Source organism: Allorhizobium sp. Av2, from assembly GCF_021462805.2.
Classification (GTDB): domain Bacteria; phylum Pseudomonadota; class Alphaproteobacteria; order Rhizobiales; family Rhizobiaceae; genus Allorhizobium; species Allorhizobium vitis_G.
In genome coordinates this window covers 593,680-617,599 of the sequence record NZ_CP192697.1, presented here as the reverse complement: position 1 = coordinate 617,599, position 23,920 = coordinate 593,680, and the positions used below count along the sequence as shown (strand labels likewise).

21 protein-coding genes are annotated in these 23,920 nt (G+C 59.1%); 13 read left to right on the top strand and 8 right to left on the bottom strand.

All coding sequences use genetic code 11. The annotated features are described in order from the left end of the window. Positions 1-282 precede the first annotated feature (282 nt). The 11 genes from FS819_RS20710 to FS819_RS20660 all read left to right on the top strand — a co-directional run bounded on the left by FS819_RS20710 (position 283) and on the right by FS819_RS20660 (position 12,941). Positions 283-1,299 (top strand): ROK family protein, encoded by a 1,017-nt coding sequence (locus tag FS819_RS20710; RefSeq protein WP_234624458.1) that lies wholly within the window; start codon positions 283-285, stop codon positions 1,297-1,299. 16 nt (positions 1,300-1,315) lie between these two features. Continuing rightward, complete coding sequence (locus FS819_RS20705) at positions 1,316-3,061, top strand: amylo-alpha-1,6-glucosidase (protein ID WP_156547457.1); 1,746 nt, start codon at positions 1,316-1,318, stop codon at positions 3,059-3,061. A 156-nt stretch (positions 3,062-3,217) separates the two neighbouring features. Next, positions 3,218-4,393 (top strand): extracellular solute-binding protein, encoded by a 1,176-nt coding sequence (locus tag FS819_RS20700; RefSeq protein ID WP_234624485.1) that lies wholly within the window; start codon positions 3,218-3,220, stop codon positions 4,391-4,393. A 123-nt stretch (positions 4,394-4,516) separates the two neighbouring features. Beyond that, positions 4,517-5,614: an ABC transporter ATP-binding protein gene (locus FS819_RS20695; protein ID WP_234624459.1), complete on the top strand. Its 1,098-nt coding sequence runs from the start codon at positions 4,517-4,519 to the stop codon at positions 5,612-5,614. Beyond that, a complete protein-coding gene (locus tag FS819_RS20690) occupies positions 5,611-6,489 on the top strand; it encodes an ABC transporter permease (protein ID WP_156547455.1) in 879 nt (292 codons plus the stop codon). Before FS819_RS20695 ends, FS819_RS20690 begins: the two co-directional genes overlap by 4 nt. Before the next feature lie 3 nt (positions 6,490-6,492). After that, complete coding sequence (locus FS819_RS20685; RefSeq protein ID WP_060717359.1) at positions 6,493-7,335, top strand: ABC transporter permease; 843 nt, start codon at positions 6,493-6,495, stop codon at positions 7,333-7,335. A 309-nt stretch (positions 7,336-7,644) separates the two neighbouring features. After that, on the top strand, positions 7,645-8,988 hold the full coding sequence (locus tag FS819_RS20680; protein WP_156547454.1) for an extracellular solute-binding protein: 1,344 nt from the start codon (positions 7,645-7,647) through the stop codon (positions 8,986-8,988). A 76-nt stretch (positions 8,989-9,064) separates the two neighbouring features. Then, complete coding sequence (locus tag FS819_RS20675) at positions 9,065-9,955, top strand: carbohydrate ABC transporter permease (RefSeq protein ID WP_060717357.1); 891 nt, start codon at positions 9,065-9,067, stop codon at positions 9,953-9,955. A 7-nt stretch (positions 9,956-9,962) separates the two neighbouring features. Continuing rightward, positions 9,963-10,850: an ABC transporter permease subunit gene (locus tag FS819_RS20670; RefSeq protein ID WP_156547453.1), complete on the top strand. Its 888-nt coding sequence runs from the start codon at positions 9,963-9,965 to the stop codon at positions 10,848-10,850. 40 nt (positions 10,851-10,890) lie between these two features. Then, entirely contained in the window at positions 10,891-12,039 is a 1,149-nt protein-coding gene (locus tag FS819_RS20665; protein ID WP_156547452.1) for a sn-glycerol-3-phosphate import ATP-binding protein UgpC, read from the top strand. Next, positions 12,036-12,941: a sugar phosphate isomerase/epimerase family protein gene (locus FS819_RS20660; RefSeq protein WP_156547451.1), complete on the top strand. Its 906-nt coding sequence runs from the start codon at positions 12,036-12,038 to the stop codon at positions 12,939-12,941. The genes FS819_RS20665 and FS819_RS20660 overlap by 4 nt, the downstream gene beginning before the upstream one ends. 55 nt (positions 12,942-12,996) lie before the next feature. Here FS819_RS20660 and FS819_RS20655 read toward each other — a convergent pair whose 3' ends face one another. Then, a complete protein-coding gene (locus FS819_RS20655; RefSeq protein ID WP_156547450.1) occupies positions 12,997-13,635 on the bottom strand; it encodes a response regulator transcription factor in 639 nt (212 codons plus the stop codon). Next, positions 13,632-14,702 (bottom strand): sensor histidine kinase, encoded by a 1,071-nt coding sequence (locus FS819_RS20650; protein ID WP_156547449.1) that lies wholly within the window; start codon positions 14,700-14,702, stop codon positions 13,632-13,634. The genes FS819_RS20655 and FS819_RS20650 overlap by 4 nt, the downstream gene beginning before the upstream one ends. 341 nt (positions 14,703-15,043) lie before the next feature. Here FS819_RS20650 and FS819_RS20645 point away from each other — a divergent pair, with 341 nt between their 5' ends. Both FS819_RS20645 and FS819_RS20640 read left to right on the top strand, forming a co-directional pair. Continuing rightward, positions 15,044-16,777, top strand: coding sequence for an ABC transporter permease (locus FS819_RS20645; RefSeq protein WP_156547448.1), 1,734 nt, complete (start codon positions 15,044-15,046; stop codon positions 16,775-16,777). Positions 16,778-16,855: 78 nt separating this feature from the next. Next, positions 16,856-18,166: an ABC transporter ATP-binding protein gene (locus tag FS819_RS20640; RefSeq protein ID WP_070165686.1), complete on the top strand. Its 1,311-nt coding sequence runs from the start codon at positions 16,856-16,858 to the stop codon at positions 18,164-18,166. Positions 18,167-18,245: 79 nt separating this feature from the next. Here the strand turns inward: FS819_RS20640 and FS819_RS20635 are convergent, their stop codons facing one another. The 6 genes from FS819_RS20635 to FS819_RS20610 all read right to left on the bottom strand — a co-directional run bounded on the left by FS819_RS20635 (position 18,246) and on the right by FS819_RS20610 (position 23,919). Continuing rightward, positions 18,246-19,022: a cyclase family protein gene (locus FS819_RS20635; protein WP_156547447.1), complete on the bottom strand. Its 777-nt coding sequence runs from the start codon at positions 19,020-19,022 to the stop codon at positions 18,246-18,248. Next, complete coding sequence (locus tag FS819_RS20630; protein WP_156547446.1) at positions 19,019-19,939, bottom strand: NAD-dependent epimerase/dehydratase family protein; 921 nt, start codon at positions 19,937-19,939, stop codon at positions 19,019-19,021. The genes FS819_RS20635 and FS819_RS20630 overlap by 4 nt, the downstream gene beginning before the upstream one ends. After that, positions 19,939-20,916 carry a fumarylacetoacetate hydrolase family protein gene (locus tag FS819_RS20625; protein WP_156547445.1) on the bottom strand — a complete coding sequence of 326 codons (978 nt, stop codon included), beginning with the start codon at positions 20,914-20,916 and terminating at the stop codon, positions 19,939-19,941. Before FS819_RS20625 ends, FS819_RS20630 begins: the two co-directional genes overlap by 1 nt. A gap of 39 nt (positions 20,917-20,955) precedes the next feature. Then, positions 20,956-21,537, bottom strand: coding sequence for a cupin domain-containing protein (locus FS819_RS20620; RefSeq protein WP_156547444.1), 582 nt, complete (start codon positions 21,535-21,537; stop codon positions 20,956-20,958). Then, positions 21,534-22,652, bottom strand: coding sequence for an MFS transporter (locus tag FS819_RS20615; protein WP_156547443.1), 1,119 nt, complete (start codon positions 22,650-22,652; stop codon positions 21,534-21,536). The genes FS819_RS20620 and FS819_RS20615 overlap by 4 nt, the downstream gene beginning before the upstream one ends. Before the next feature lie 136 nt (positions 22,653-22,788). Next, positions 22,789-23,919: an FAD-dependent oxidoreductase gene (locus FS819_RS20610; RefSeq protein ID WP_156547442.1), complete on the bottom strand. Its 1,131-nt coding sequence runs from the start codon at positions 23,917-23,919 to the stop codon at positions 22,789-22,791. Position 23,920: the final 1 nt, after the last annotated feature.

Below are 23,920 nucleotides of genomic sequence, written 5' to 3'. Positions count from 1 at the left end.
GCCACCTCCGCCAGTCAGAACCGGATCGAAATCGCCCTGAAACTTCTTAATTGGTTCGTTGACATGACGAACGAAATAGGATTTGCCGCTATGTGTCAAGCGAATTCGTGGAGAAGGATAAAAGCCTGCCAAACAAGGCGATTGCAGGGGTTGAGCCTGAGGTTAGCCGCTCCTTGACGGGCAACTCCGCGACGTCCTGCCTGTTGGCGAGAGAGACTTGACAGGGCAGATACCAGTCCATAATAGTTCGTCAACACACCGAACAAAACAGGAAATGCAATTGTGCCCAGCTCGGCGAAGCATTTGCTAGCAACCGCAAGCCTCCGGGAAGACGCTCAGGGACGTGACCGGATCTCTGGTCGCGGCCCCGGCAGTGGCTGGGTCATTGGCATCGACCTTGGTGGCACAAAAATTCTGGCCGGCATTGGCCGCAGCCAGGAGCAGATTGTTGCCACACGTGAGGAGCCTACGCTGCACGGTGAGGATGCACCCGTTCTCGCGCAAATGGCAAGATTGATTACCGCCCTCCTTTCGGATGTGGGCGCCTTGGCGCACGAGCTGGACAATGTGGTGATCGGCGTTCCGAGCGCCGTTGATCCTCAAACCGGCCTTTCATCGCTTTCTCCCAATCTGGCTCTGCCAGTTGACCAGCCCCTTGCTGACCTGATGTCGCGCTTCGTCTCCTGCCCGGTGACGGTGGAAAATGATGTCAATCTCGCCGCCTATGGCGAAGCATGGGTTGGCGCCGGTCAAGGGCTTGGTTCACTGGTGTTCGTTTCGTTCGGAACCGGCGTTGGCATGGGCATCGTCCTGGATGGAGAGCCATGGCGCGGGGCGGCTGGCCGGGCTGGCGAAATTGCCTATCTGCCGATCGGCGCATCTCCCCATGAGACAGCACCCTTGTCAGAAAACGGACTTTACGAAGATGGCGTCGGCACCAGCGGCATCCGCCAACGATTCACAACAGACGGCGAGACCGTTGCCGACCTGTTTTCGCTTGCACGAGCAGGCAGTGAACAGGCCCGGTCTGCCATCGACAGTGTCGCAAAACAGGCATCGATCGGTATCGCCGCCGTCCATGCGCTGCTGGACCCGGCTGTCACGGTGATTGGTGGTGGCATCGGCTCCCAGCCGGAATTCTTCACCCTTCTCCAGGCGCATCTGGGACCCTTGCTGCCGTTCGAAAGCCCGCTGAAACAAAGCAGGCTCGGCGTGCAGGCGGGGATGATTGGCGCCGTGGCACTGGCCTTGAAAAACCGCGTCCCGCATCCGGGACAATCCGATGCGAAAAACCGATAACGGACAGGGGAGAGACATGGAAAACGCCAAGGCGAATGCACGGCCAGACGGTCTTGTCGAAAGCAATTTGCCCCTGCAATTGGCGTTCATGGCGCCCCGCCTACAGGGAGATTTTCTGCCGGAAGGACGGCTTGAACTGTCACTCTGGGGCTGCGGCCGGATCGCAAACATCGCCCTTCACCCTTGGACCGGCCCGTTCGTCTATGCGCCGAACCAAATGACCGGCAAAGACCATGGCCTTTATGTCGCCCAATCCGCCCCAGTCCTGGTGCTAACAGGCAGCCATTTAAAATCCACACGCCCGGCCCGCCGCTGCGCCTGGTGGGGAACGCTGACCAAGCCGGAAAAAGTGACGCGCAGCGGTGCAAGGCGGATTATCCGCACGCCATGGGGTGTGGCTATCGTCGAAGACAAGGGCGACGGCGTGATCGTCATTGCCGCAGGTGCCAGCGACGCGGAAGCCGAACGGGGCATGGTCCTGCCCGTCGAGACGATCATCGCCGAGAGCAAGGCCCATGTGACGCGCTGCGACCTGCTGCCAGAAGCCCCACCGCTGATGCGCAGCATGGCAATCCAGAGCGCCCATGCCTCGCTCTCCAGCATTCGCCGTGCCGAAGACGGTTCCTTTCTGGGGCTTGCCGCAGGCCAGGCCTATAGCGCCCCGACCCGCACCTATTACCGCGACGGCTACTGGACCTTGCAGGCCCTGCTGCATCTCGAACCGGAGGCCGTCCGGGGCCAGATCGACCTGCTAGCGACCGGCATCCAGCCCGATGGAGAAAGCCCGAGCGGCGTTATTCTGACCGGTCCGAAACAGGGCGAGGAGTGGGAGAAATTCCGCACCACCTCAGATGACTATAAGATGGAACATCTGCGGCGCACCGACTGGTGGAGCGATCATTTCGACAGTCCGCTGTTCTTCATCCTGACGATTGGCGATTATATCCGCACCACCGGCGACAAAGCCGTCCTTACCCGTCACTGGAAGACCATCGAAGCGATTTTCCGCCGCTATCAGGGCTTCGATACTGCCGGAAACGGGTTGCCTATCAAGCCCCGGCACGACCGGGACTGGGCCGACAACGTTTATCGCCATGGCTATGTCGCCTATGATCTCGGGCTCTGGATCGGCGCGCTGGATGCAATCGCAGAATTCGGCACCCATCAGGACGAGGCTGTGGCCAAAGAGGCAAAGCAGACAGCAATCAAGGCCCGCGCATCGCTGGATGAAGCGCTTCTCACCCCCCATGGCTGGTATGCCGATTACGGCCTGAAAAGCGATTTCGTCGAAGATCATCTGACACTCGACAGCCTGACGCTGCTGCGGTTCGATGCCGTGTCAGGTGAACGGGCCAGAACCGTGCTTGGCCATGTCGCGGCCCTGCTGGAAACCCGCAACAATGCACGCCAACCCTATGGCGACTGGGGTGTGATGTGCGCCTGGCCGCCTTTCAAGCGGCCAGCCGATACCCGTGCCAAGTCCGCCTTTGCCTATCGCTATCACAATGGCTCCGACTGGCCGTATCTTTCAGGTCTCTATGCTGAACAGCGGATAAAATATGGGATGGACGGCTGGGAATATCCGATGCTGCGCTGGTGGCAGACCAGTCTTGAAAACGGCTGGATCGGCTCGGTCGAGTATTTCTCGCCACCCTTCGGACGCGGCTCGCTGCTCCAGGGCTGGACCGGAATGCACGCCGCCGCCATCCTGCAATACAGGCCGCAGGTTGAAGCGGCGATTGCAGGGGGCAACCTGACCTGACGTCACCGCCGTCAACGACGGCGGCGCTCCGCCTTAGCGCATCTCGATCACCACGTTATGCGCTTCTACATCTATACGTTGACATTAAGTCGCATACTAACATATTACTGTCTTCGGGAGCCCTTTCCGAGGGTGGAGATATGGGAGAAGACCATGGTGACGATCAACAGAAGAACATTCATGGGTACGGCTGCTGGTGTGGCCGGGCTAGGCCTTTTGCCGCGACTTGGCATGGCCGCCACCAAGCCACCGGCAAGTCCTGTGACAATCACCGTGGCTGACGTGGCCGGCAACCTGGCGCTGACCCAGGGCATGTTCGAAAAATATGCTGCGGCAAAGCCGCAATGGGTGTCGCGCTTTGCCTTCACAAAGGCCCCTGCCCCGGAATTGCCGTCAAAGCTTAAAGCGCAGCAGGCCGCAGGCAAGGTCGATATCGACCTGGTGCTGACCGGAACGGATGCGCTGGCCGCTGGTCTCTCTCAAGGGCTTTGGGTTGATTTGTCCGCTCATAAGGCTGACCTGCCGGATCTTGAGAAAATCCTGCTGCCACAAGCCTTCAAGATGCAGGCGCTTGCCCAGAACCAGGGCGTCGTCGTCACCTATTATCCATCCGGGCCGTTGATCGAATATATGCCTGACAGGGTCAAGCAGGTGCCGGGCACTGCCGAGGAACTGCTGGCCTGGACCAAGGCCAATCCAAAGCGTTTCATGTATGCCCGCCCCGCCAATTCCGGTCCGGGCCGAACATTCCTGATGGGTCTTCCTTACCTGCTGGGTGATAAGGACCCAAAAGATCCGGTCAACGGCTGGGCCAAGACCTGGGATTACCTGAAGGCAATCGGCGAAAACGTCGAATATTACGGCACCGGCACCACGCAGGTGATGAAGGAGCTTGGCGAAGGTACCCGCGATATTGTCGTCACCACCACCGGCTGGGACATCAATCCCCGCGTGCTCGGCATCGTGCCGGAAGAGGCCAAGGTGGCGACCCTCAAGGGCTTCCATTGGGTCACTGACGCCCATTACGCCGTTATTCCCAAGGGGGTTTCGGAAGAAAAGCTCGCGGTCCTGCTGGACGTAATCAACTTCGTTCTTCAGCCTCAGCAACAGGCGATTGCCTTTGACGATGGTTATTTCTATCCCGGCCCGGCGGTCAAGGATGTGACGATTTCCATGGCGCCCCAGAAGAGCCAGGACGCCATCGCCGAATTTGGCCGCAAGGAATATGACGGCTGGATCGCCAACAACCCGCTGGAAGTGCCGCTCGACCCATCGAAGATCGTCGATGCCTTCCGTATCTGGGACGAAAAGATCGGCGCCGCCAAGGGCTGAGCCCTTTGCCCCGCAGAGCCTTGGCGCGGCGGGGCCTATACGCAGTCTTCCCAATATTTCCCCCTCGGATCCTCCGGGTCCGGGTCAGCTTGCCTATGATTTTTCCGCAGACAGGAGAGTAACGTGGTCGCGCCAGCCCCCTTATCGACGCAGGCTGCCCAGCCCAAACAGGGGGCGAAGCTTGAGCTTGTCGACCTTCGCCGCGCGTTCGGCGCTTATAAAGCACTTGACGGTATTAATCTCGCTATCGAGCCGGGTGAATTCATCGCGCTGCTCGGCCCTTCCGGCTGCGGAAAATCCACGGCGCTGAACTGTATCGCCGGGCTTTTGCCGCTGACGGGCGGCGAAATCCGGGTCGGCGGCCAGCGCATCGATCAGCTGGAACCGGAAAAGCGCGGCTTCGGCATGGTTTTCCAGAGCTACGCCCTGTTTCCCCACATGACCGTGCGGCGCAATGTCGGCTTCGGCCTCTCCATGCAAGGCATCAAAGGCACGCAAGCCGACCGCCGCATCGAAGCAGCCCTTGAGCTGGTGCGTCTCGGTTCGCAAGCGGATAAATTGCCGGGACAACTTTCCGGCGGCCAGCAGCAGCGTGTCGCCATTGCCCGTGCCATCGTCATCCGCCCGCCGGTCGTGTTGATGGATGAGCCGCTTTCCAACCTGGATGCCAAGCTACGGCTGGAAATGCGCGCTGATATCCGTGCCATTCACGACCAGATCGGTTCGACAACCATCTATGTCACCCACGATCAGGATGAGGCGCTGTCGATGGCAGACCGGATCGTGGTGATGAGCCAGGGCCATATCCGCCAGATCGGCACGCCGGAAGATCTTTACATGCGCCCGAACCATGTGGATGTCGCCGATTTCATGGGATTTCGCACCCGGATTGCCGGGCGAATCACAGCCGTATCCGGCGATGAGGCCCAGATCGAAGCGGCAGGCGCAACCACTGTCGGCACGCCCCGCCAACCGGTTCAAGTCGGCGATGCGGCTGTGCTCAGCGTCAGGCCGGAGGATATGATCGCCGTCCAGGATGGCAGCGGCATTCCGGTGACGGTCAAATCCATGGAATATCGCGGCAGAGCCTATTTTGGTGCCGCAGAAGCCAGCGACGGCGCAGAGGTTCATTTTCGCTCGGATATAGTGCTACCACGCGGCACCGCCACCAGTGTTCGTCCGGCAGAAGGCCGTGCATTGATCTTTAAGGGTGATGCATGAGCCAGTCTTCGCTTCGTGTCTCGCTTGCGGCCAGGGGATTGGATGGCACAACGCTGCTGGTCCTGCCGGGCCTGCTGGTCATCCTCGCGCTGTTCATCTATCCGTTCATCTTCGGCGTAATCGACTCGCTGACACCAGCAGAGGGCGCCTGGTACGCCAATTACGTCACCTTCTTCACCGATCCGTTTCAGTATAAGACCATTTCCGCCACGCTTTGGCTGGCGTTGCCGGTCACGGTGGTCAATCTGGCTTTAGCCTTGCCGATTGCCTTCCGGGTACGGCTGATGACCCGCCAGCGTTTTTTGACGACCATTCTGGTGTTGCCGGTCACACTCGGCACCGTCTTCATTGCGGACGGCCTGCTGACCTTTCTCGGTCCCCAAGGCTGGTTCAACCGCAGCCTGATCCTGATTGGCATTCTCGATATGCCGGTCAAGCTCACCAACAATTACTGGGGCGTATTTGCGTCGCTGCTGATTTCGGGCTTTCCTTTCGCCTTCCTGCTGACGCTGTCCTACGTCACCGGCATTGATCCAGCTATTGAACAGGCAGCGGCGACATTGGGGGCCAATGCCCGCAAGCGCTTCATGAACGTGTTTCTGCCGCTGCTGGTGCCGGGCCTTGCCGTGACATTCTGCCTGTCCTTCGTGCAGGCCTTTGCGGTCTTTCCCTCCGCTGTGTTGCTCGGTGCGCCAGCCGGGCCAACGCGAGTGATCTCGATTGCTGCCTATCAGGCCGCCTTCGAGCAATATAATCACTCGCTGGGCTCGGCCATCGCCATCATCATGGGCGTTATCGAACTGGCAATCGTCGCGGCCATCCTGGCCTTGCGCTCCCTCTTCTATCGCGGCCCCGTCGCCGGAACGAAAGGCTAGATCATGATCCGCGATCAGGGCATCGGCTCAAAACTCTGGCGTATGGCGGTCTGGGCGCTCGCCGGGCTGTTCATCCTCAACCTCGTGGCGGTGATTGCCTCCGTCGTGGTCAACTCCTTTGCCCGGCGTTGGCTGGGTACATGGCTGCCGACCGGCTGGACCACCCGCTGGTATTCCGACGCCTGGAGCGAGTTTCAGCTGTCCAGCGTCGTCGCCGTCACCTTCCAGATCACTTTTACGGTGGTGATTATTTCCGGCCTGCTCGGAGTGATGACCGCCTATGCGCTGGCCCGGCGGGATTTTCCCGGCAAAAAGCTGGTCATTCTCACCTTCCTGCTGCCGCTTCTGGTGCCGCCGCTTACCTATGGCATTCCGCTGGCAACGGTTCTCTATCAGGTCGGCCTTGGCGGCACCTTCTGGGGCGTGGTGCTGATCAATCTCGTGCCGTCCCTGCCCTTCGTCATCCTGGTCATGATCCCCTTCATCGAGCAGATCGATCCGCGCATTGAGGCCGCGGCCAAGGTCTTTGGTGCAGGAACCTGGAGCCTGTTCACCCGCATCCTGCTACCGCTGCTGCTACCGGGCATGCTGGCCGCGCTGCTGCTGGTGCTGGTGCGCACCATCGCCATGTTCGAGTTGACCTTCCTGATTGCCGGGCCGACGACACAAACACTGGTCGTGTCGCTCTACTATGCGGTCTTCGCGTCCGGGGTTCGCGCATCGCAATCCATCGATGCCATGGCTGTGGTCTATATGGTCACCACGCTGTTCTGGCTGGTCATCGCCCTGCAATTCGTCAGCCCAACGCAAATCGTCGCCAGGGCAAAACAGCAACCGGCGGCGTGAACCGATAAACAGCACCGCGCTCTATAGAAAGCGCGGTGCTGTCGATTATACCAAGTCTCGAAGATGCTGCGCATCCTCGACTTGAAGGGGTTTCGAATATCTCAAATGCATTAGAGGCTTGAGATATTCGAAAGTGGAATACGAAGAGTCATTTTCAATGGCTCTTCGTATTAGCCTGTCATCAATCAGACGAAAAATCTTCACCCCAACGTCACGGAAGCGTAGTCGAGCCATCATAAATGCCCGTTAGAACCCCCTCAATTTCCGGGGGTAAAGCGGAATTGTTTTCCTGAAAACGAGGCATTTGCGATGAAAATCTACGCTTTGAAAACCGTGCTGGCTGGCCTTTTGGCTGCCACGACGCTGGGGGCAGCACCGGCTATGGCCGAAAAGGTCAAGTTCGAGTTCTGGCATGGCCTGAGCGGCGACCTTGGCGAGCGCGTCCAGGACGCCTGCCGCAAGTTCAACGACAGCCAGGCCAATTTCGAAATCGTCTGCATCTCGCAGAACGATTACGATACCACGCTGCAAAACACCATTGCCGCTTACCGCGCCAAGAAGCAGCCAGCCATCGCCCAGATCTACGATGCTGGCACGCTCGACTTGATGCTGTCCAAGGCCTTTATTCCCGCCAAGAAACTGATGGCCGACAATGGCTATAAGATCGACTGGAATAATTATTTCGGCGGCATCGCCAATTACTACGCAACGGCGGGCGGCGAATTGCAGTCCTTCCCGTTCAACTCTTCGACGGCGATGTTCTATTACAATGTCAGCGCGTTTGAGAAGGCTGGCATTACCTTCAAGCCAGATACCTGGGAACATGTCGAGGAAGCAGCCCGCAAGCTGAAGGCTGCTGGCTATGAGTGCCCGCTGGGCTTTAATTTCGATCCATGGTCGATGCTCGAACAGTTCTCCGCCATCCACAACCAGCCAATCGCCACCAAGGCCAATGGCTATCAGGGGCTCGATGCTGAACTGGTTTTCAACAAGACCAAGTTCGTCGATCACGTGAAATTCTTCAAGAAGATGCAGGACGAGAAGCTGTTCGTGGTCAAGACCAAGCAGCTCGGCATGGATGTCGTCCCGGCCTTCACCTCGCAGACCTGCCAGATGATCCAGTCGTCGATTGCCGACCACGGCACCGTCGGCAAGACCCTGCCCGCTGACGTCAAATGGGACGTTGCCATGCTGCCGGTCTGGAAGGGTACGGAGCGTCAGAATTCGCTGGTGGGCGGCGCTTCGCTCTGGGTTCTCGCCGGTCGTCCGGAAGCGGAATACAAGGGGGCAGCCGCCTTCCTCAACTTCCTGGCCCAGCCGGACATGGTACAATGGTGGTCGACGGTGACAGGCTATATTCCCGTCACCAAGACCGGCTTCGATGCGATGAAAGCCAATGGTTTCTACGATAAGGCGCCTTACAAGGGCCGTGAACTGGCCATTGCCAGCCTGACCTATACGCCGACATCCGATACCAGCCGCGGTATCCGCCTGGGCAGCTTCACCCAGATCCGCAAGGAAGTCACGACCTCGTTTGAGGCGATCTTCATGCAGAATGCCGATGTGCAGACCCAGCTGGACCAGACGGTCGAGCGTGGCAACGCCATCCTGCGCCGCTTTGAAAAGACCTACGCTGGCCAGAAGCTGAACTAAGCCTCGGCGGTCATTACTCCCGGAAGCCTGCCTTAACGGCGGGCTTCCTCCTTCATTCCAGCATATTGGTCACGACATGGAACAACGCGCCGTTTTCAAGAACTGGTGGCTGCCTATCCTGTTTGCGCTACCGCAGATCATCCTGATCATCCTGTTCTTCTACTGGCCGGTGGCTGCGGTGGTGAATTGGGCCTTCACCCTCGAACCGCCGTTTGGTGGTGCTGCGGAATTCGTCGGCTTTGCCAATTTCAAGGACGCGCTGACTGATCCCTTCTACTGGAATTCAGTGTATGTCAGCCTGATCTTCGCGACAGTCGGTCCATTCTTTGCCATTCTGATCGGCCTTGTGCTGGCGCTTGCCGTTGACCGGCAGTTGCCTGGAACCGGTTTCTTTCGGTTTTTCTACATCCTGCCCTTCGCCATTGCCGGACCGGCTGCCGGTATCGCCTTCCGCTTCATCCTGGCACCCGATCGCGGGCTGGCGGCCATGGTCAATTCCTTCTCTCCAGATCTGTGGAATCCGGCCAAATACGGCAGCCATGCGCTGGCGCTTGTTATCATCGTCTTCATCTGGAAATGGTCGGGCTATACGTTCATCTTCCTGCTGGCAGGCCTTCAATCTGTTCCGCGCGCGCTTAGTGAAGCTGCCGCCATGGACGGCGCTGGTCCCTTGCGCCGTGCCTTCGATGTGCAGGTGCCGCTGCTTGCGCCCACCCTGTTTTTTCTGCTCGTCACCATGATGACGGAAGGCTTCGTTGGCGCTGACACCTTCGGCATCGTCCATTCGATGACCGGCGGCGGACCGAACCACGGCACCGAAGTCATGGTCTACAGGATCGTCGATGAGGCGTTCAAGGGTCTCAACTATTCCGGCGCATCGGCCCAGAGCATCATTCTGATCGGGCTGATCATGATCTGCACCTTCATCCAGTTCCGCTTCATCGAGAAGCGCGTGCATTACAAGTGAGGCCGGAATGATCCAGCGCACACCAATCGCCAATGCCGTCACCTATGCCATTATGGTCCTGGGCCTCCTGCTGCTGATCGGACCATTCATCGTGGTGATCGCTGGCGCCAGCCAGACGATGCCGCAGGTCAATGCCGTTCCCTTCAGCTTCCTGCCACAGGGTGAATTCCTGACCAATGCCAAACAGGCATGGTCGCGGGCCGATCTCGGCACGGCAATGACCAACAGCCTGATCATGGCGGCTCTGGTGACGCTCGGAAAAGTCGCACTATCGGCCATGACCGCCTTTGCCATCGTGTTTTTCCGCACGCCGCTGAAACACGTGTTTTTCTGGGGCGTGTTCATCACCCTGATGCTGCCGCTCGAAGTCCGGGTCGTGCCGACCTATGCGGTGGCCGCCGATCTGTTCCAACCGGTCAAATCCATCCTGTCCACGCTGTTTGGCATCGACATCAAGATCGAGTGGAACCTGCTCAACACCTATGCGGGCCTGACCCTGCCGCTGATTGCCACGGCAACCGGCACCTTCCTTTACCGGCAATTTTTCATGACCATGCCCAATGAATTGGCTGAGGCGGCACGGATGGACGGGTCCGGGCCAATCCGTTTCTTCTTTGAAATGCTGCTGCCGCTTTCGCGCACCAACATGCTGGCGCTGACCACCATCATGTTCGTCTATGGCTGGAACCAGTATCTCTGGCCGCTGCTGATGGTGACCGACCCGAACTACAAGACGGTGATGATGTCGCTGCGCTCACTGCTGCCGTCCGACAATGGCATCCCCGATTGGAACGTCACGCTCGCGGGTTCTCTGATGATCATGGCCCCGCCGCTGGTTGTGGTTGCCGTGCTGCAACGCTGGTTCGTGCGCGGTCTGGTCTCCACGGAAAAGTGACGCTGAAAAGCGCCTGCAAGAACAACAAGGTTCAAAGACAATGGCTGATATCGACATCCGCGCGGTGCGCAAAAGCTACGGCAAGACACCGACCCTGCATGGCATAGATCTGCTGTTTGGCTCAGGTGAATTCGTGGTCATCCTCGGCCCCTCCGGCTGCGGAAAGTCCACGCTGCTGCGGATGATCGCCGGGCTGGAAGATATTACCTCGGGCGAAATCGCTATCGATGGCCGTGTCGTCAACACGCTGGAGCCACGTGAGCGTGGTTGCGCCATGGTGTTTCAGAATTACGCGCTTTACCCGCATATGTCGGTGGCCGGCAATATCGGCTATGCCCTGAAAGTGGCGGGCGTTGCCAAAGCCGAGCGTGACCGGCGCATTCTTGAGACCGCAAAAATCGTCGGCTTGCAGGACTATCTCGACCGTCGGCCCGCCGCCCTGTCCGGTGGCCAGCGCCAGCGTGTCGCCATGGCCCGCGCCATTATCCGCGAGCCGAAGGTCTTTCTGTTCGATGAGCCCTTGTCCAATCTCGACGCCAAGCTGCGCGTCACCATGCGCGCCGAAATCCGCAAACTGCACCAGCGCCTGTCAGCCACCTCGGTCTTCGTTACCCATGACCAGGTGGAAGCGATGACCTTGGCCGACCGGCTGGTGGTGATGAACCGTGGCCATGTGGAACAGGTCGGCAGACCACTCGACATCTATCATCGTCCTGCCACCACCTTCGTTGCCTCGTTTATCGGCTCCCCGGCCATGAACCTCTTCGACGCCCGCGTCGAAGTGGAAACCTCCACCATTTGCATCAGTGGTGCATCGGTCGAAATCGATCCAGTCGTCGCCCATACTTTGCGCGGCCGCGATGTGATCGTCGGCATCCGCCCGGAACAATGCCGTCTTGCCAGCCACGGCCAGGGCGTCCCGGCACTCATCGAATTCGTCGAAGAACTGGGCGTTGGCCGCGTCGTCCACTGCGAATTGGCTGGCCAGCCCTTTGCCATCGCCGTTCCCGAAGAAGCTCAGGTGGCGGCCGGTGACACGATCGGGCTTTTGCTGCCGCAGCAGCAATTGCACTTCTTTGACGCCGAGAGCCAGAAGCGGATCGATTTTTCTCCCATGACGGACACGGCAAACAGCCCTTCCACCCTTAACCCGACCTCATCGACACAGACCATTGGAGTTCTTTCATGACCGACATCATTTCCGCCATCGGCTTTTGCAATCGCACCGGCAAGGGCGATCTGACGACACTGGACGCCTCACTGCGTGAAATCGCCGATTCCGGTGCGACTGCTTGCGAAATCGGCATTTATGGCGAAGAAATCATCTCCGGTGGCCGTATTATCGAAGATCGCACCCAGCGCGTCGCTGACATTGTCGGCCAATACAGCTTCAAAAAACTGTCCTTGCATGGCCAGGTCAGCTCCAATTTCATGGACCGCGAGCATCTGCACCTACAAAAGAACGTGGTTCGCGCCATGCTGGAACTGTGCGACCGCCTTGGCGCCGGTATCCTCGTTCACCATTCGGGTGCAGCCCAGCCGGTAGAAGGGGTTGACGGCGCGGATCTCGACAAGATGGAGCGCGAGGCCCTGCTGGAAATGGCTGATATCGCCGAGGGTTATGGCGTGCGCATCGCGCTTGAAAACATCTTCACCACGGAGACCGGCCAATATCGCCAGACGCCGAGCCAAGTGGCCGAAACGGTCAAGGCCATCGGCCATGACCATGTCGTGGCGCTGATCGATTTCTCCCATGCCTATATCGAATCCACCTTCAAGGGCCTGGATTTCCGCGAGCAGCTGCGCGCCATGGCGCCAGTGACCGGCCATCTTCACGTTCATGACAGCTTTGGCCTGCCCTATACTATGAAGGAATTCTTCCATAATGCGGAAGCAACCGCACTCGGCATTGGCGACCTGCATCTGCCGCTCGGCTGGGGCGATATCGCCTGGGACGAGATCTTCGCGGAACTCACCTTCCTGCCGGACACCATGCTGATCATGGAAATCGGAGCTGAACGCTTCCTCGACCAGCAGCCCCGCTGCCTGGACCGCGCCCGCGAACTGGCAAAGCTGGTAAACCTGCGCTGATTTTGGTTATCGCCAATAATGGCGCCGTGCATCTTGAGTGCGCGGCGCTATCCTCTCAATCCGACGCCGCAAGCCGATCCCAGATCCGCACCAGATCGGCGACGGATTTCGCATTAAGCTTGCGCATCAACTGGGCGCGGCGAACCTTGACGGTGATTTCACTGACACCGAGATCCCCGGCAATCTGTTTGTTGAGACGCCCCTGGACAACCAGTTCCATCACCTCCCGCTCCCCCGGCGTCAGCGTTTGCCATAGCTCCCGCAAGCCAGAGGACAGATGATCCAGCCGTCGCTGCGCGCGGTCATTTTCGATGCCCTGCTGAATTGCGTCCAAAAGGTCCTGATCCCGAAACGGTTTGGTCAGGAACTCGATAGCACCGTTTTTCATCGCCTTGACCGACATGGGGATATCACCATGACCGGTAATGAAAATCACCGGCAGCCGTATACCCAGTTTCGCCATCTGCTGGTGAAATTCAAGGCCGCTCTGGCCGGGCATCCGCACATCGAGCACCAGACAACCGGGCGCATCGGCAAGCGGCATTGCCATAAATTCCTGGGTGGATCCATAGGCGCAAACCGCAAGGCCGACGGAGGCAAGCAGATCCTCCAATGCGGCGCGCACCGAGGCGTCATCATCGATCACATAGACAACCGGCTCATGTTCATCCTGGTGAGGTGGGTTGGCCATCATGCCTTATTCTCTTCGCTTAGGGGCAGGCTGAATTGAACGACCGTGCCCATGCGATGCGCCGACGTCACGGAAATACGTCCACCATGCGCCTCGATGATGGAGCGGCTGATGGCAAGGCCGATGCCCATGCCGCTTTCCTTGGTTGTCCAGAACGCTTCGAACAGATGATCCAGCGTCGATTGTTTCATGCCGGGACCGGAATCGGCGACAGCAAGCACGATCCTGTCATCGCCATCGACAAAGGTCGAGACCAAAAGCTCCCGTTTGAAACTGGGAACAGCCGCCATGGCCTCGATGGCATTGAGCAGGAGATTGCCGATCACCTGCTGAATCTGGATACGGTCGGCCAGCACCGGCGGCAGATCGTCCGCAAGGGCCATCTCCAGCGCGATGCTGTTGCGTTCAAGTTCATGTTCGGCCAAGCCGATGGCCTCGGTCGTTGCCGCATTGAGATCGAAGCTTTCCCGTTGCGGAGGTTCGCTCCTGGCCAGCCGCCGTACCCGCACGATGACATCGCTGGCGCGTTTCACGTCGCTGGCAATTCGCTCCGCCGCCTGACGGGCACGATCCAGATTGGGCGGCGTATGATCGAGCCAGCGGCGGCAAGCATCGGCGCTGGTGGCGACGGCGGCCAACGGCTGATTGACTTCATGGGCGATGGAGGCGGTCAGTTCCCCCAGCCGCGTCAGCCGCGCCATGCGGGAAAATTGCGCCTGCGCATCGTAAATAGCGGCTTGGGCGGCAACGATTTTCAAGGCGAGATAGGTCGTTACCCCAATAGCGCAGGTGCTGATGCCGCAGTTCAGCAGCCCGGATTCGAACGATCCGCGCCGGGTCAGGAACAGGCTGAGCACCGTCAGACCAATACAGATCATGGCCAGCGCGACGACGCCGCGCATCGACAGGAAGCCGATAGCGATCAGAATGACCGCGATATAAAACACCGCAAAAGCGATCTCGAAATTGGTGATCGTATCGGCTGCAAAGATACAGACCAGCAGAAACAGAATGAACACGGCTCTGAGTTTTGGCCGGTTCTGGTGCTGCGAAAACAGAATGTGTTTCATCCTTCAGTGGCCATGGCTGTTTCTTTGCGCAAAAGGTAGACGCCCTCTCGCAAAACATCGAGGGCCGGATCGGCCCACTCCAAATTACGCAGGAAAGCGCCGCAGCGACAGTCCCGCAGGGCTGAATATACAAAAGTATATCTTGCCTATGCCTAAGCCTTGTCTGCCTTTCCTTAAGCGCGGTGGCACGAGGTCGCGCACCATTCTATAGGATTATCAGGCGCTTCGGGGATCTGCGGATCAAACCGTCCAGCCTGAAATTGCCCAGCCTGAAATAGACTACCCCTAAAATTGCAGTGTCATCCCTCCCTGTGATGCTTCGCGAAATATAGGCCCGTCCCATGATCCATCCAAAATTCGCTCCCCTTGCCATCCGCCGCTCCCATCTCCCGAACCATTGGGACCTGATGGCGCTGCTACTGATTATCGGCGTCATCGTGCTGTTTGCCTATGGTGAGCGGGTGACGACGGTTCCGCTATCGGTGCTCGATGCCGCTCCGATGTCGCTCGATCCCACCAATCTGCCGATCTATGCGCTGCGAACCATTCTGCGCATGCTGGCAGCTATCCTGTTTTCGCTGGTGTTCACACTGATCTATGCTTCGGTTGCCGCCAAGAGCCGCCGCGCCGAAATGGTGATGATCCCGGTCCTCGACATCCTGCAATCGGTACCGATTCTCGGCTTCCTGACCTTTACGGTCACCTTCTTCCTCAACCTGTTTCCCGGACGGGTCATCGGTGCGGAACTGGCATCGGTGTTTGCGATCTTCACCAGCCAGGCCTGGAACATGACCTTCAGCATGTATCAATCAATGCGCAGCCAGCCGAAGGATCTGGAAGAAGCCACCCGTAGCTTCCAGCTGAGCGGCTGGCAGCGCTTCTGGCGGCTTGACGTGCCCTTTGCCATGCCTGGCCTGGTCTGGAACACCATGATGTCGATGTCCGGCGGCTGGTTCTTCGTGGTCGCATCTGAAGCCATTACCGTCGGCAACACCACGATCACCCTGCCGGGGATCGGTTCCTACGTTGCTTTGGCCATCAAGCAACAGGATATCCTCGCGGTGTTCTATGCTGTCATCGCCATGCTGGCCATTATCCTGCTGTATGACCAGTTGATGTTCCGTCCGCTGGTTGCCTGGGCTGACAAGTTTCGTTTCGAAACCACGGCCTCGGGCGTCGCTCCCAGTTCCTGGATGCTCGACCTGTTTCGCAAGGCCCGCGTCACCCGCCTGCTGGTCGCTCCACTGAACTGGCTGGCTCGTCAGGTCTGGACCCTGCGCCTGCCGAAACTGCCAAGCCTCGGCTCCAAGGTTGCCAGCCCCGTCACATCACGCGCCATCGACTGGATCTGGATCACCATCATTGCGGGTCTGGCCGCATGGGCCGCCTATATCAGCTTCAATTACCTGCGGGCCAGCATCGGCTGGTCGGAAATTCCGACCGTTATTCTCTACGGCTCCATTACCCTGTTGCGTGTCATCGTGCTGATGGCCATCGCAACCGTGGTCTGGGTGCCGGTCGGGGTGTGGATCGGCCTGCGTCCGAAACTATCGGAAAAGGTCCAGCCGCTTGCGCAATTTTTGGCGGCCTTTCCAGCCAATATCGCCTTTCCGGTGTTCGTGGTGGTGATCGTGCATTTCGGGCTGAATGCCGATATCTGGCTGAGCCCGCTGATGATCCTCGGGACGCAATGGTACATCCTGTTCAATGTAATCGCTGGTGCCAGCGCCTTTCCAAGCGATCTCAAGGAAGCGGCCCGCAGTTTCCACATCACCGGCTGGCGCTGGTGGTTCAAGGTCATCCTGCCCGGCATCTTCCCCTATTACATCACCGGCGCCATCACGGCATCGGGCGGCTCCTGGAATGCCAGCATCGTTGCGGAAGTGGCAAGCTGGGGCGATACCCAACTGACCACGCCGGGCCTTGGCTCGTACATCGCCAATGCGACGACGGCTGGTGATTTCCCACGGGTCGTGCTCGGCATCATCGTCATGTGTACCTTCGTGACGCTTTTCAACCGGCTGGTCTGGCGCCCGCTCTACGCCTATGGCGAAAGCCGCCTGCGCCTGGGCTAATCCAAACCGCATCAAACGGGGTGCCTTGGCACCCCAAACACCACAGACATGATGTCATCCGACAAAAGGATTGTTCCCATGCTTGATCTTATCACCAAGTCCCCGCTGATCGATATCGCCCAGGTCTCCCGTTCCTTTCCCAAGGCCAGCGGCAATGATGTTGTCGTGCTCGAAAATGTCGATCTCGCCATCAAGGAAGGCGAAATCGTCGGCCTGCTTGGCCGCTCCGGCTCCGGCAAATCGACGCTGCTGCGTATCATCGCCGGCTTGCTGTCACCGTCTTCGGGCAGCGCCCGCTATCGCGGCACCGAAATCGACGGGCCACCGCCCGGCATCTCGATGGTCTTCCAGTCCTTTGCCCTGTTTCCCTGGCTGACCGTACTTCAGAATGTCGAACTCGGTCTGGAAGCCAAGGGCGTCGACCGCACTGAGCGCCGCTCGCTTGCATTGGCCGCCATCGACCTGATCGGCCTCGACGGGTTTGAAAACGCCTATCCGAAAGAGCTGTCCGGCGGCATGCGCCAGCGCGTCGGCTTTGCCCGCGCCCTGGTGGTCCATCCCGATCTGCTGTTGATGGATGAGCCCTTTTCCGCCCTCGACGTGCTGACCGCAGAAACCCTGCGCACCGACATGATCGACCTGTGGATCGAAGGACGTCTGCCAATCAAATCCGTGCTGATCGTCACCCACAATATTGAGGAAGCGGTGCTGATGTGCGACCGCATCCTGGTGTTTTCCTCCAATCCGGGCCGGGTGGCGCGCGAATTGAAGGTCGATCTGCCGCATCCACGCAACCGGCTTGACCCGGTGTTCCGCCAGCTCGTCGATAGCATCTACGCGCTGATGACGGCGCGCGCCGAACCACGCCTGCCCGCCATGGACGGCATTCCCGGCACCGGCATGGGCATGGTGCTGGAGCCGGTGTCGACCAATATCCTGTCGGGCCTGATCGAGGCCCTGGCCGGAGCGCCGTATCATGGCCGCGCCGACCTTCCTGTTCTGGCCGGACAGTTGCAACTGGAAGCCGACGAGCTGTTTCATCTCGGTGAAGCACTCCAGCTTTTGCGCTTTGCCCATCTGAGCGAAGGCGACCTGGTGCTGACCGAGGCCGGAACCCGCTTTGCCCATCTGGAAACCGATGCTCGCAAGAAATTGTTTGCCGAGCATCTGGTCAGCTACGTGCCCTTAATGGGCCTGATCCGCCGGGTTCTGGATGAGCGCCCAAGCCACACAGCACCGGCAGCGCGGTTCCGCAACGAGCTGGAGGATTACATGAGCGAGTCTTACGCCGACGATACGTTGAAGACCATCGTCTCCTGGGCGCGTTATGCCGAATTGTTCGCCTATGACGAACGCACCGAAATGTTCAGCCTGGAAAACCCGGAATAGGCTGAACAGCTACGATTTGAAACGCTGCGCCCGTGTTTTTACCAATACGGGCGCAGCAGGTTAGTGACGACGAAACAGCCTAACCCTCCGGGAAAATCGCCACGGCACGGCACCAGCCAGCCGAGCCGCCCTTGATCTTCACCGGCAGGCAGGAAACGGTGAAGCCGGAGCCGGGCAGTTCCTCCAGCCGTGTCAGTTTTTCCATATGCAGGAAAATGCCTTCACGGGCAGCTTTATGGCCTTCCCAGATCAATCCTGCATCCCTGGTTTCCGCAAACCGTTTCGCCGTGACCGGAAAGGGCGCATCCCAGGACCAGGCGTCGGTTCCAGCGATATGGACGCCTTGCGCCATCAGCCAATGGGTGGCCTCGCGTCCGATGCCACAGCCACGGCCCAGGTAATCCGGTCGCCCATAGGCGGCACCGGCGGCGGTATTGATCAGCACCACATCGAAAGGCTGAAGCGTATGACCGGCCACCGCCAAAGCTGACTGAAGATCGGCTGCCGTTGCGATAGAGCCATCCGGCACATGACGCAGATCCAGCTTGACGCCCGGACGGATGCACCAATCGAGCGGCACTTCATCAATGGTCCAGGCGCGCTCGCCATTCTTCATCGTGGATGCGAAATGCCAGGGCGCATCGAGATGCGTACCGGCATGGGCGGTCAGGTTCAACTGTTCTACCGCCCACCCCTCCCCACCGGGAACATCGGCAATGTCGAGGCCGGGGAAGAAGCGCAAAACCTCTTCCGAGCCTTCCGCGTGGTTCGTGTAGGTGATTTGGGGACCAAGGCCCGGCGGATCGGCGGGAACATCGTTTTCGATAGCAACGGACAGATCAATAATCTTCATCATGACTCTCCTGAAATTGCAGCTTTAGCAAGCGCATCGAGATCAACATCGGCCTTGAAGCCCGCCGCCAACGCCGTGGCAGCATCAAGCGGCGGCATGGCACCAAACAGGCGGCGGAGCATGTCGTCCTCGCCCCATTCGACCAATGCGGTTTTGCCCACGTGACGGGCGACCGCAGTGGCCACCTCGCCAGCCGTTGCAAACAGCACCGGCGGCTGCACAACGGTTACGGCGCTATCCTTCAGCTCAGCTGAATGCAGCAGCATATCCACCGCAGCCTGACGCGAGACCCACCAGCAGGTGCTGCTGGCCGGAACCGGACAGGCATAGGCTTCCCCAGCAGCAATCCGATGGAAAAGCAGGCTCATAAAGGCGGAGCCATGCCCGCTGTCGGTCGCAGGCCGTGCGACAATGCCGGGAAACCGCAGACTGATGGCTGAAAGCGCACCGCGTCGCGTCAGGTCGGATAGCAGAATTTCGGTCATCAGCTTATGGGCGCCATAGGTCAGCTGCGGCGCGGCAAGCGTCTGCGCCGTGACGGTTGCCGCTCCAAGCGCACCATAGACGGCGATGGAAGAGGCAAACACCAGCCTCGCGCCGGGCTGGCGAAGTGCGACACCTTGCGCCAAAGCAATCGGCGCAAGCAGGTTTGCACCATGTCCCAGCGCCTGTTCGCGCTCGGCAAGTCCTCCGGGAACACTGGCCAGATGGAAGACCAGATCGAAACCGGGTTCCAGCAATGTGTCCAGAAAACCGGAATCGCCGAGATCACCGACCAAGGCCTCGATCCCGTCAGGGACAGGTTGAGCAAAGGCCCGATCGGTGACAACGATCCGCTTTGCCTGACCATAGGACGATGCCAGCCGCGCCACGAGCCCGCGCCCCAGAAAGCCATCAGCACCGGTGACGAGAATACGCATCAGGCCTTCACCACAGCCTGATCAATCACCCCGAAAGGCGTTGTTCCATCCGGCAGCCGCGCCTCCATCCGCACCTGATCACCCCAGGTCAGAAACGGTGTCCGCGCCTTGCCTTCATCGAGAAGCTCAATCACCCGGATTTCGGAAATGCAGGACGAACCGGCGGCACGGTCTGCATTGGACACCGTGCCGGAACCCAGAATGGTTCCCGCCGACAGACGTCGGCTACGGGCGCAATGAGCGATCAATTCCCCGAAGGAGAAATGCATTTCGCTGCCATGGGCATCACCAACTCGCCGCCCGTTGATCTCCACGTGCAAAGCCAGACCGACCCGACCGTTTGACCAAAGCGGCCCGATCTCATCCGGCGTAATGGCGACAGGTGCAAAGGCCGTCGATGGTTTAGCCTGGAGAAACCCGAAACCCGCCCGCATTTCGCGCGGCCCAAGGGCGCGCAGCGACCAATCGTTGATCTGCACCAGCAGACGGACGTGGTCGATGGCATTTTCCGGCGTCACGCCCATTGGCACATCAGCAAGAATGACGCCGAACTCGCCTTCCATGTCGATCAGGAGCGTGTCATCGAGAAACTCCACGCCTGCCAGCGGTCCGCGTAAATCATCGCTTGCCCCCTGATAGATCAAGGGTACCGTCTCAAAATCCGGGTTGATCGGATTGTCGAAGGCCTTATCCATCAACCGGCCATGGTTGAGGAAGGCAGAGGCATCCAGCCATTGTGGCGCCCGCGGCAAGGGCGCCAAACACCGTTCCGGCTGGAAGCTGGTGGCAAAGGGTTCATTCCCTGCATTGAGCCGTTCATACAGTTCGAGAAGGCGGGGAGCGGCGGCGTCCCAATCTTCCAGCGCGGCAAGGAGGGACACAGCGATGCCGGTGGCCGGAACTGCCCGCTTCAGATCGCGAGAAACGATCCAGAGCTGGCCGTCGCGGCTTCCGTCGTGATAGGTTGCAAACTTCATGATGACCTCATTCCTGCTGTTATTGGTGGCGCCCGGCTATCATCGTCCGGCAAGGCTTGCGGCGATGGCGGGATCGTAGACCCCTGCGACAAGGATGAAGAGCATCCGGCACGTCTTGCCGGAGCGATTGGCCCAGGCATGGTTGGTGCCACGCTGGATAACGACGGAACCCTGCTTCAAAAGCACCTCACCATCATCAAGAACCAGGGTCATCTCGCCTTCAATGACAACGCCGTAATCAACGGATTCCGTGCGATGCATCAGCGGATGCGGGGAATGCTCCTCCACCGTCGATGCAGCTGTGTCGCCCAATTGCTCGAAGGCCACATTCATTCGCTCTGCACCGGTTTTCAAAAAATCCTCGGTATCCGGCGGAATATCGACAAAACGGATGCGCGTTCCGCCAGCTGGAGGGGGAAGGATAAGAGGCCCGAGGGTTGGATCGGCACCATTATCGATCCGCGCAGGGCTTTCGCCAGTCTCCCACACTTCGTGAAACACAGTGCCGGGAATGGCATTGATTTCAACCACCGTGGGCAAAGGTCCGACTTCGCTGAGGATGGAGCGGCCATCGCTCGCATGGCCGGTGACGATACGGGTAATGTCAGGAAATTGTGTCATGCTGTTTTCGCCTTGGTAAAGAAGCCGATAGATGCAGCGCCGACCGCCACGGCCGTCACGCCCAGCGCCGCGAAGCCAAAATTTTCACCCAATGCGCCGCCGACAATCGGGCCAAGTGCGGCTCCCACCATCAGCATCGCTGGGGTCGCGGCAACGGCACGTCCGGTCGGGTCGAGTTTTGCGAGGCGGCCGAACGCAAAGTTATGGGTGAAGATCTGCACGGAGACGAACAGGGAGGCCGCAACCGCCCAGACCGGAAAAATGGTCACCGAGGTCACGATGATCGCCAGCACGACCTGTACCGCCGGTCCAATCTGGGTCACGGTCGTGGCGGAGACGCGCGTCTGCAAAAAAGCAGCCAGCGGAGATGGCAATATGAAATTGACGAAGCCCAGCGCGATGAGAACGGCCAACACGCTCTCTGCGGAAAACCCGCGCGATTTACCGATGACTTCGACGAAGGAAAACACCATGGACTGGTTGAAGGTCAAGATGCTGATACCAAAGATTGTGAACCACATTGCCCGGCTAAAGGGCTTTTTTTCTGGCTCAACGGCATGGACGGGATTGCGAAACAGAAACGCACAACTTAGCGCGGCAATCACCATGATGCCGGTGAATACATAGAAAAGAACAGAGCCACCAAAGACGATCAAAAGCTGCGGTATGGCTGCCAGCAAAACAATGGCGAAAAGCCCAAGGGCGATGCCAGCCATGGCGTATAGCCGGTGCGGATTGGCCGCTTGCCCTATAGTTCCATGTACCATCGAAAGGGCCGTGCCGACCGCGACACCGGCGGTCAGATGCAAAAGCGCAAGCGGCACAAAAGCCGTCTGTCTCGATGCGCCAAAAAAGGCGGCAGCGGCAACGGCAAACCCCATGGAGGCCCAGAGCCTTTGGTTCATCTGGTTGAAACGAGGCGCGACAATGAGGCTCGCAACCACTGCACCGACCAGGAACAAGGTGACGATACCGCCCGCCTGCTGCGGGCTGAACCCGAAGCGTTCGACAAGCGCACCAACCCAGACGGGAAGAGCAATCAAGTCAAGCATGCCCGAGAAGTGACCGATGACGAGAGCAATCGACCCGGCCACTCCAAATTTCTGTCCTGACATTCCATCTCCTCCGGTTGTTTTCATGCGCCGACAAACGCGTCCGATCTCCCAATTGGAACGCCGTCGAAAATAATTACATAAAATCAAATGTTTAATTAATTTTAGTATTGACTATCATGCTCGATAATCCCCGAGGTCAGATCGCTTCCGCCAGGGTTTTCATCGAAACTTTCATGATTGAGGCATGCTCTTCACGGCTGCCGCCATGGATCTCGATATCGGCCAAACGACCCGAGTTCTCGACCACCATCCGACACCGCTCCCAGCGCCGTGCCTCGAAAGTGGCAAGCGCACCATCGATATCGCTGCCCTTAACCAGTTCCTCGGCCAGCACCATGGCATCCTCGATACCGATACAGGCACCGGCGGCCAGATGCGGTGTCGTGGCATGAACGGCGTCGCCGATCAGAACCACCCGCCCCTGAAACCATGGACGCGGCAGCAACATCTGCTCCAGGGGCCGGTAAATGATCTGGTGCTCAGCTGACAATTGCGCAGCAATTCCTCGTATGATCGGCGAGGCAAAACGCTCCAGCAAGCCGCGCAGGGTCTCGACGAACAGTTCCGGAGCCACGAAATCGTTGGTGGGGCGATCTTCGGTCAGGAACAGATAGGCCTGGCTTTTGTTGACGCCGTTCAAACCGACCTTGAGTTTCGGACCCATCCACATCGTGATGGTTTCCAGTTCCTCCGGTCTTGGCAAAACGGCGCGCCAGACCGACTGGCCGATGAAGCGGGGCTTTGGCGCATGGGGAAAGGTTTTGGAACGAACAGCGGAAAACAGCCCGTCCGCCCCAACAACAAGATCGAATCGGTCTGAACTGCCGTCGCTAAAGCTGACCTGTGCTCCATCTTCGCTCTGGACGATATCGGTAAATGTCACGCCCAGGCGAATCTTGGCTGTTGAAGCCCGCACAGCCTCCGACAGGATTTTGGCAAGCGCCGGGCGCATGATGCCGCCGCCACCGGGAATATCGTCGCCAGCCACCCGGGGGGTTGGCAGTGTAAAGAGCACGGTATCATCAGGCCCGCGCAATTGCACGCCGTCACTGGCATAACCCTCCTCCATGAAGCGATCCAGGAGGCCGAGTTGGCGCAGCACCCTGAGCGTCGAGCCGTGCAGGCTGATGCCTGCCCCATAGGAGCGCCATCCTGCATCGATCTCCACGAGATCGACCTCAAACCCCTCTCGCGACAGCTGAAGTGCCGCCGTCATTCCCGAAAATCCACCGCCGATAATCAGGATCTTCTTGATACCCGAATTCATG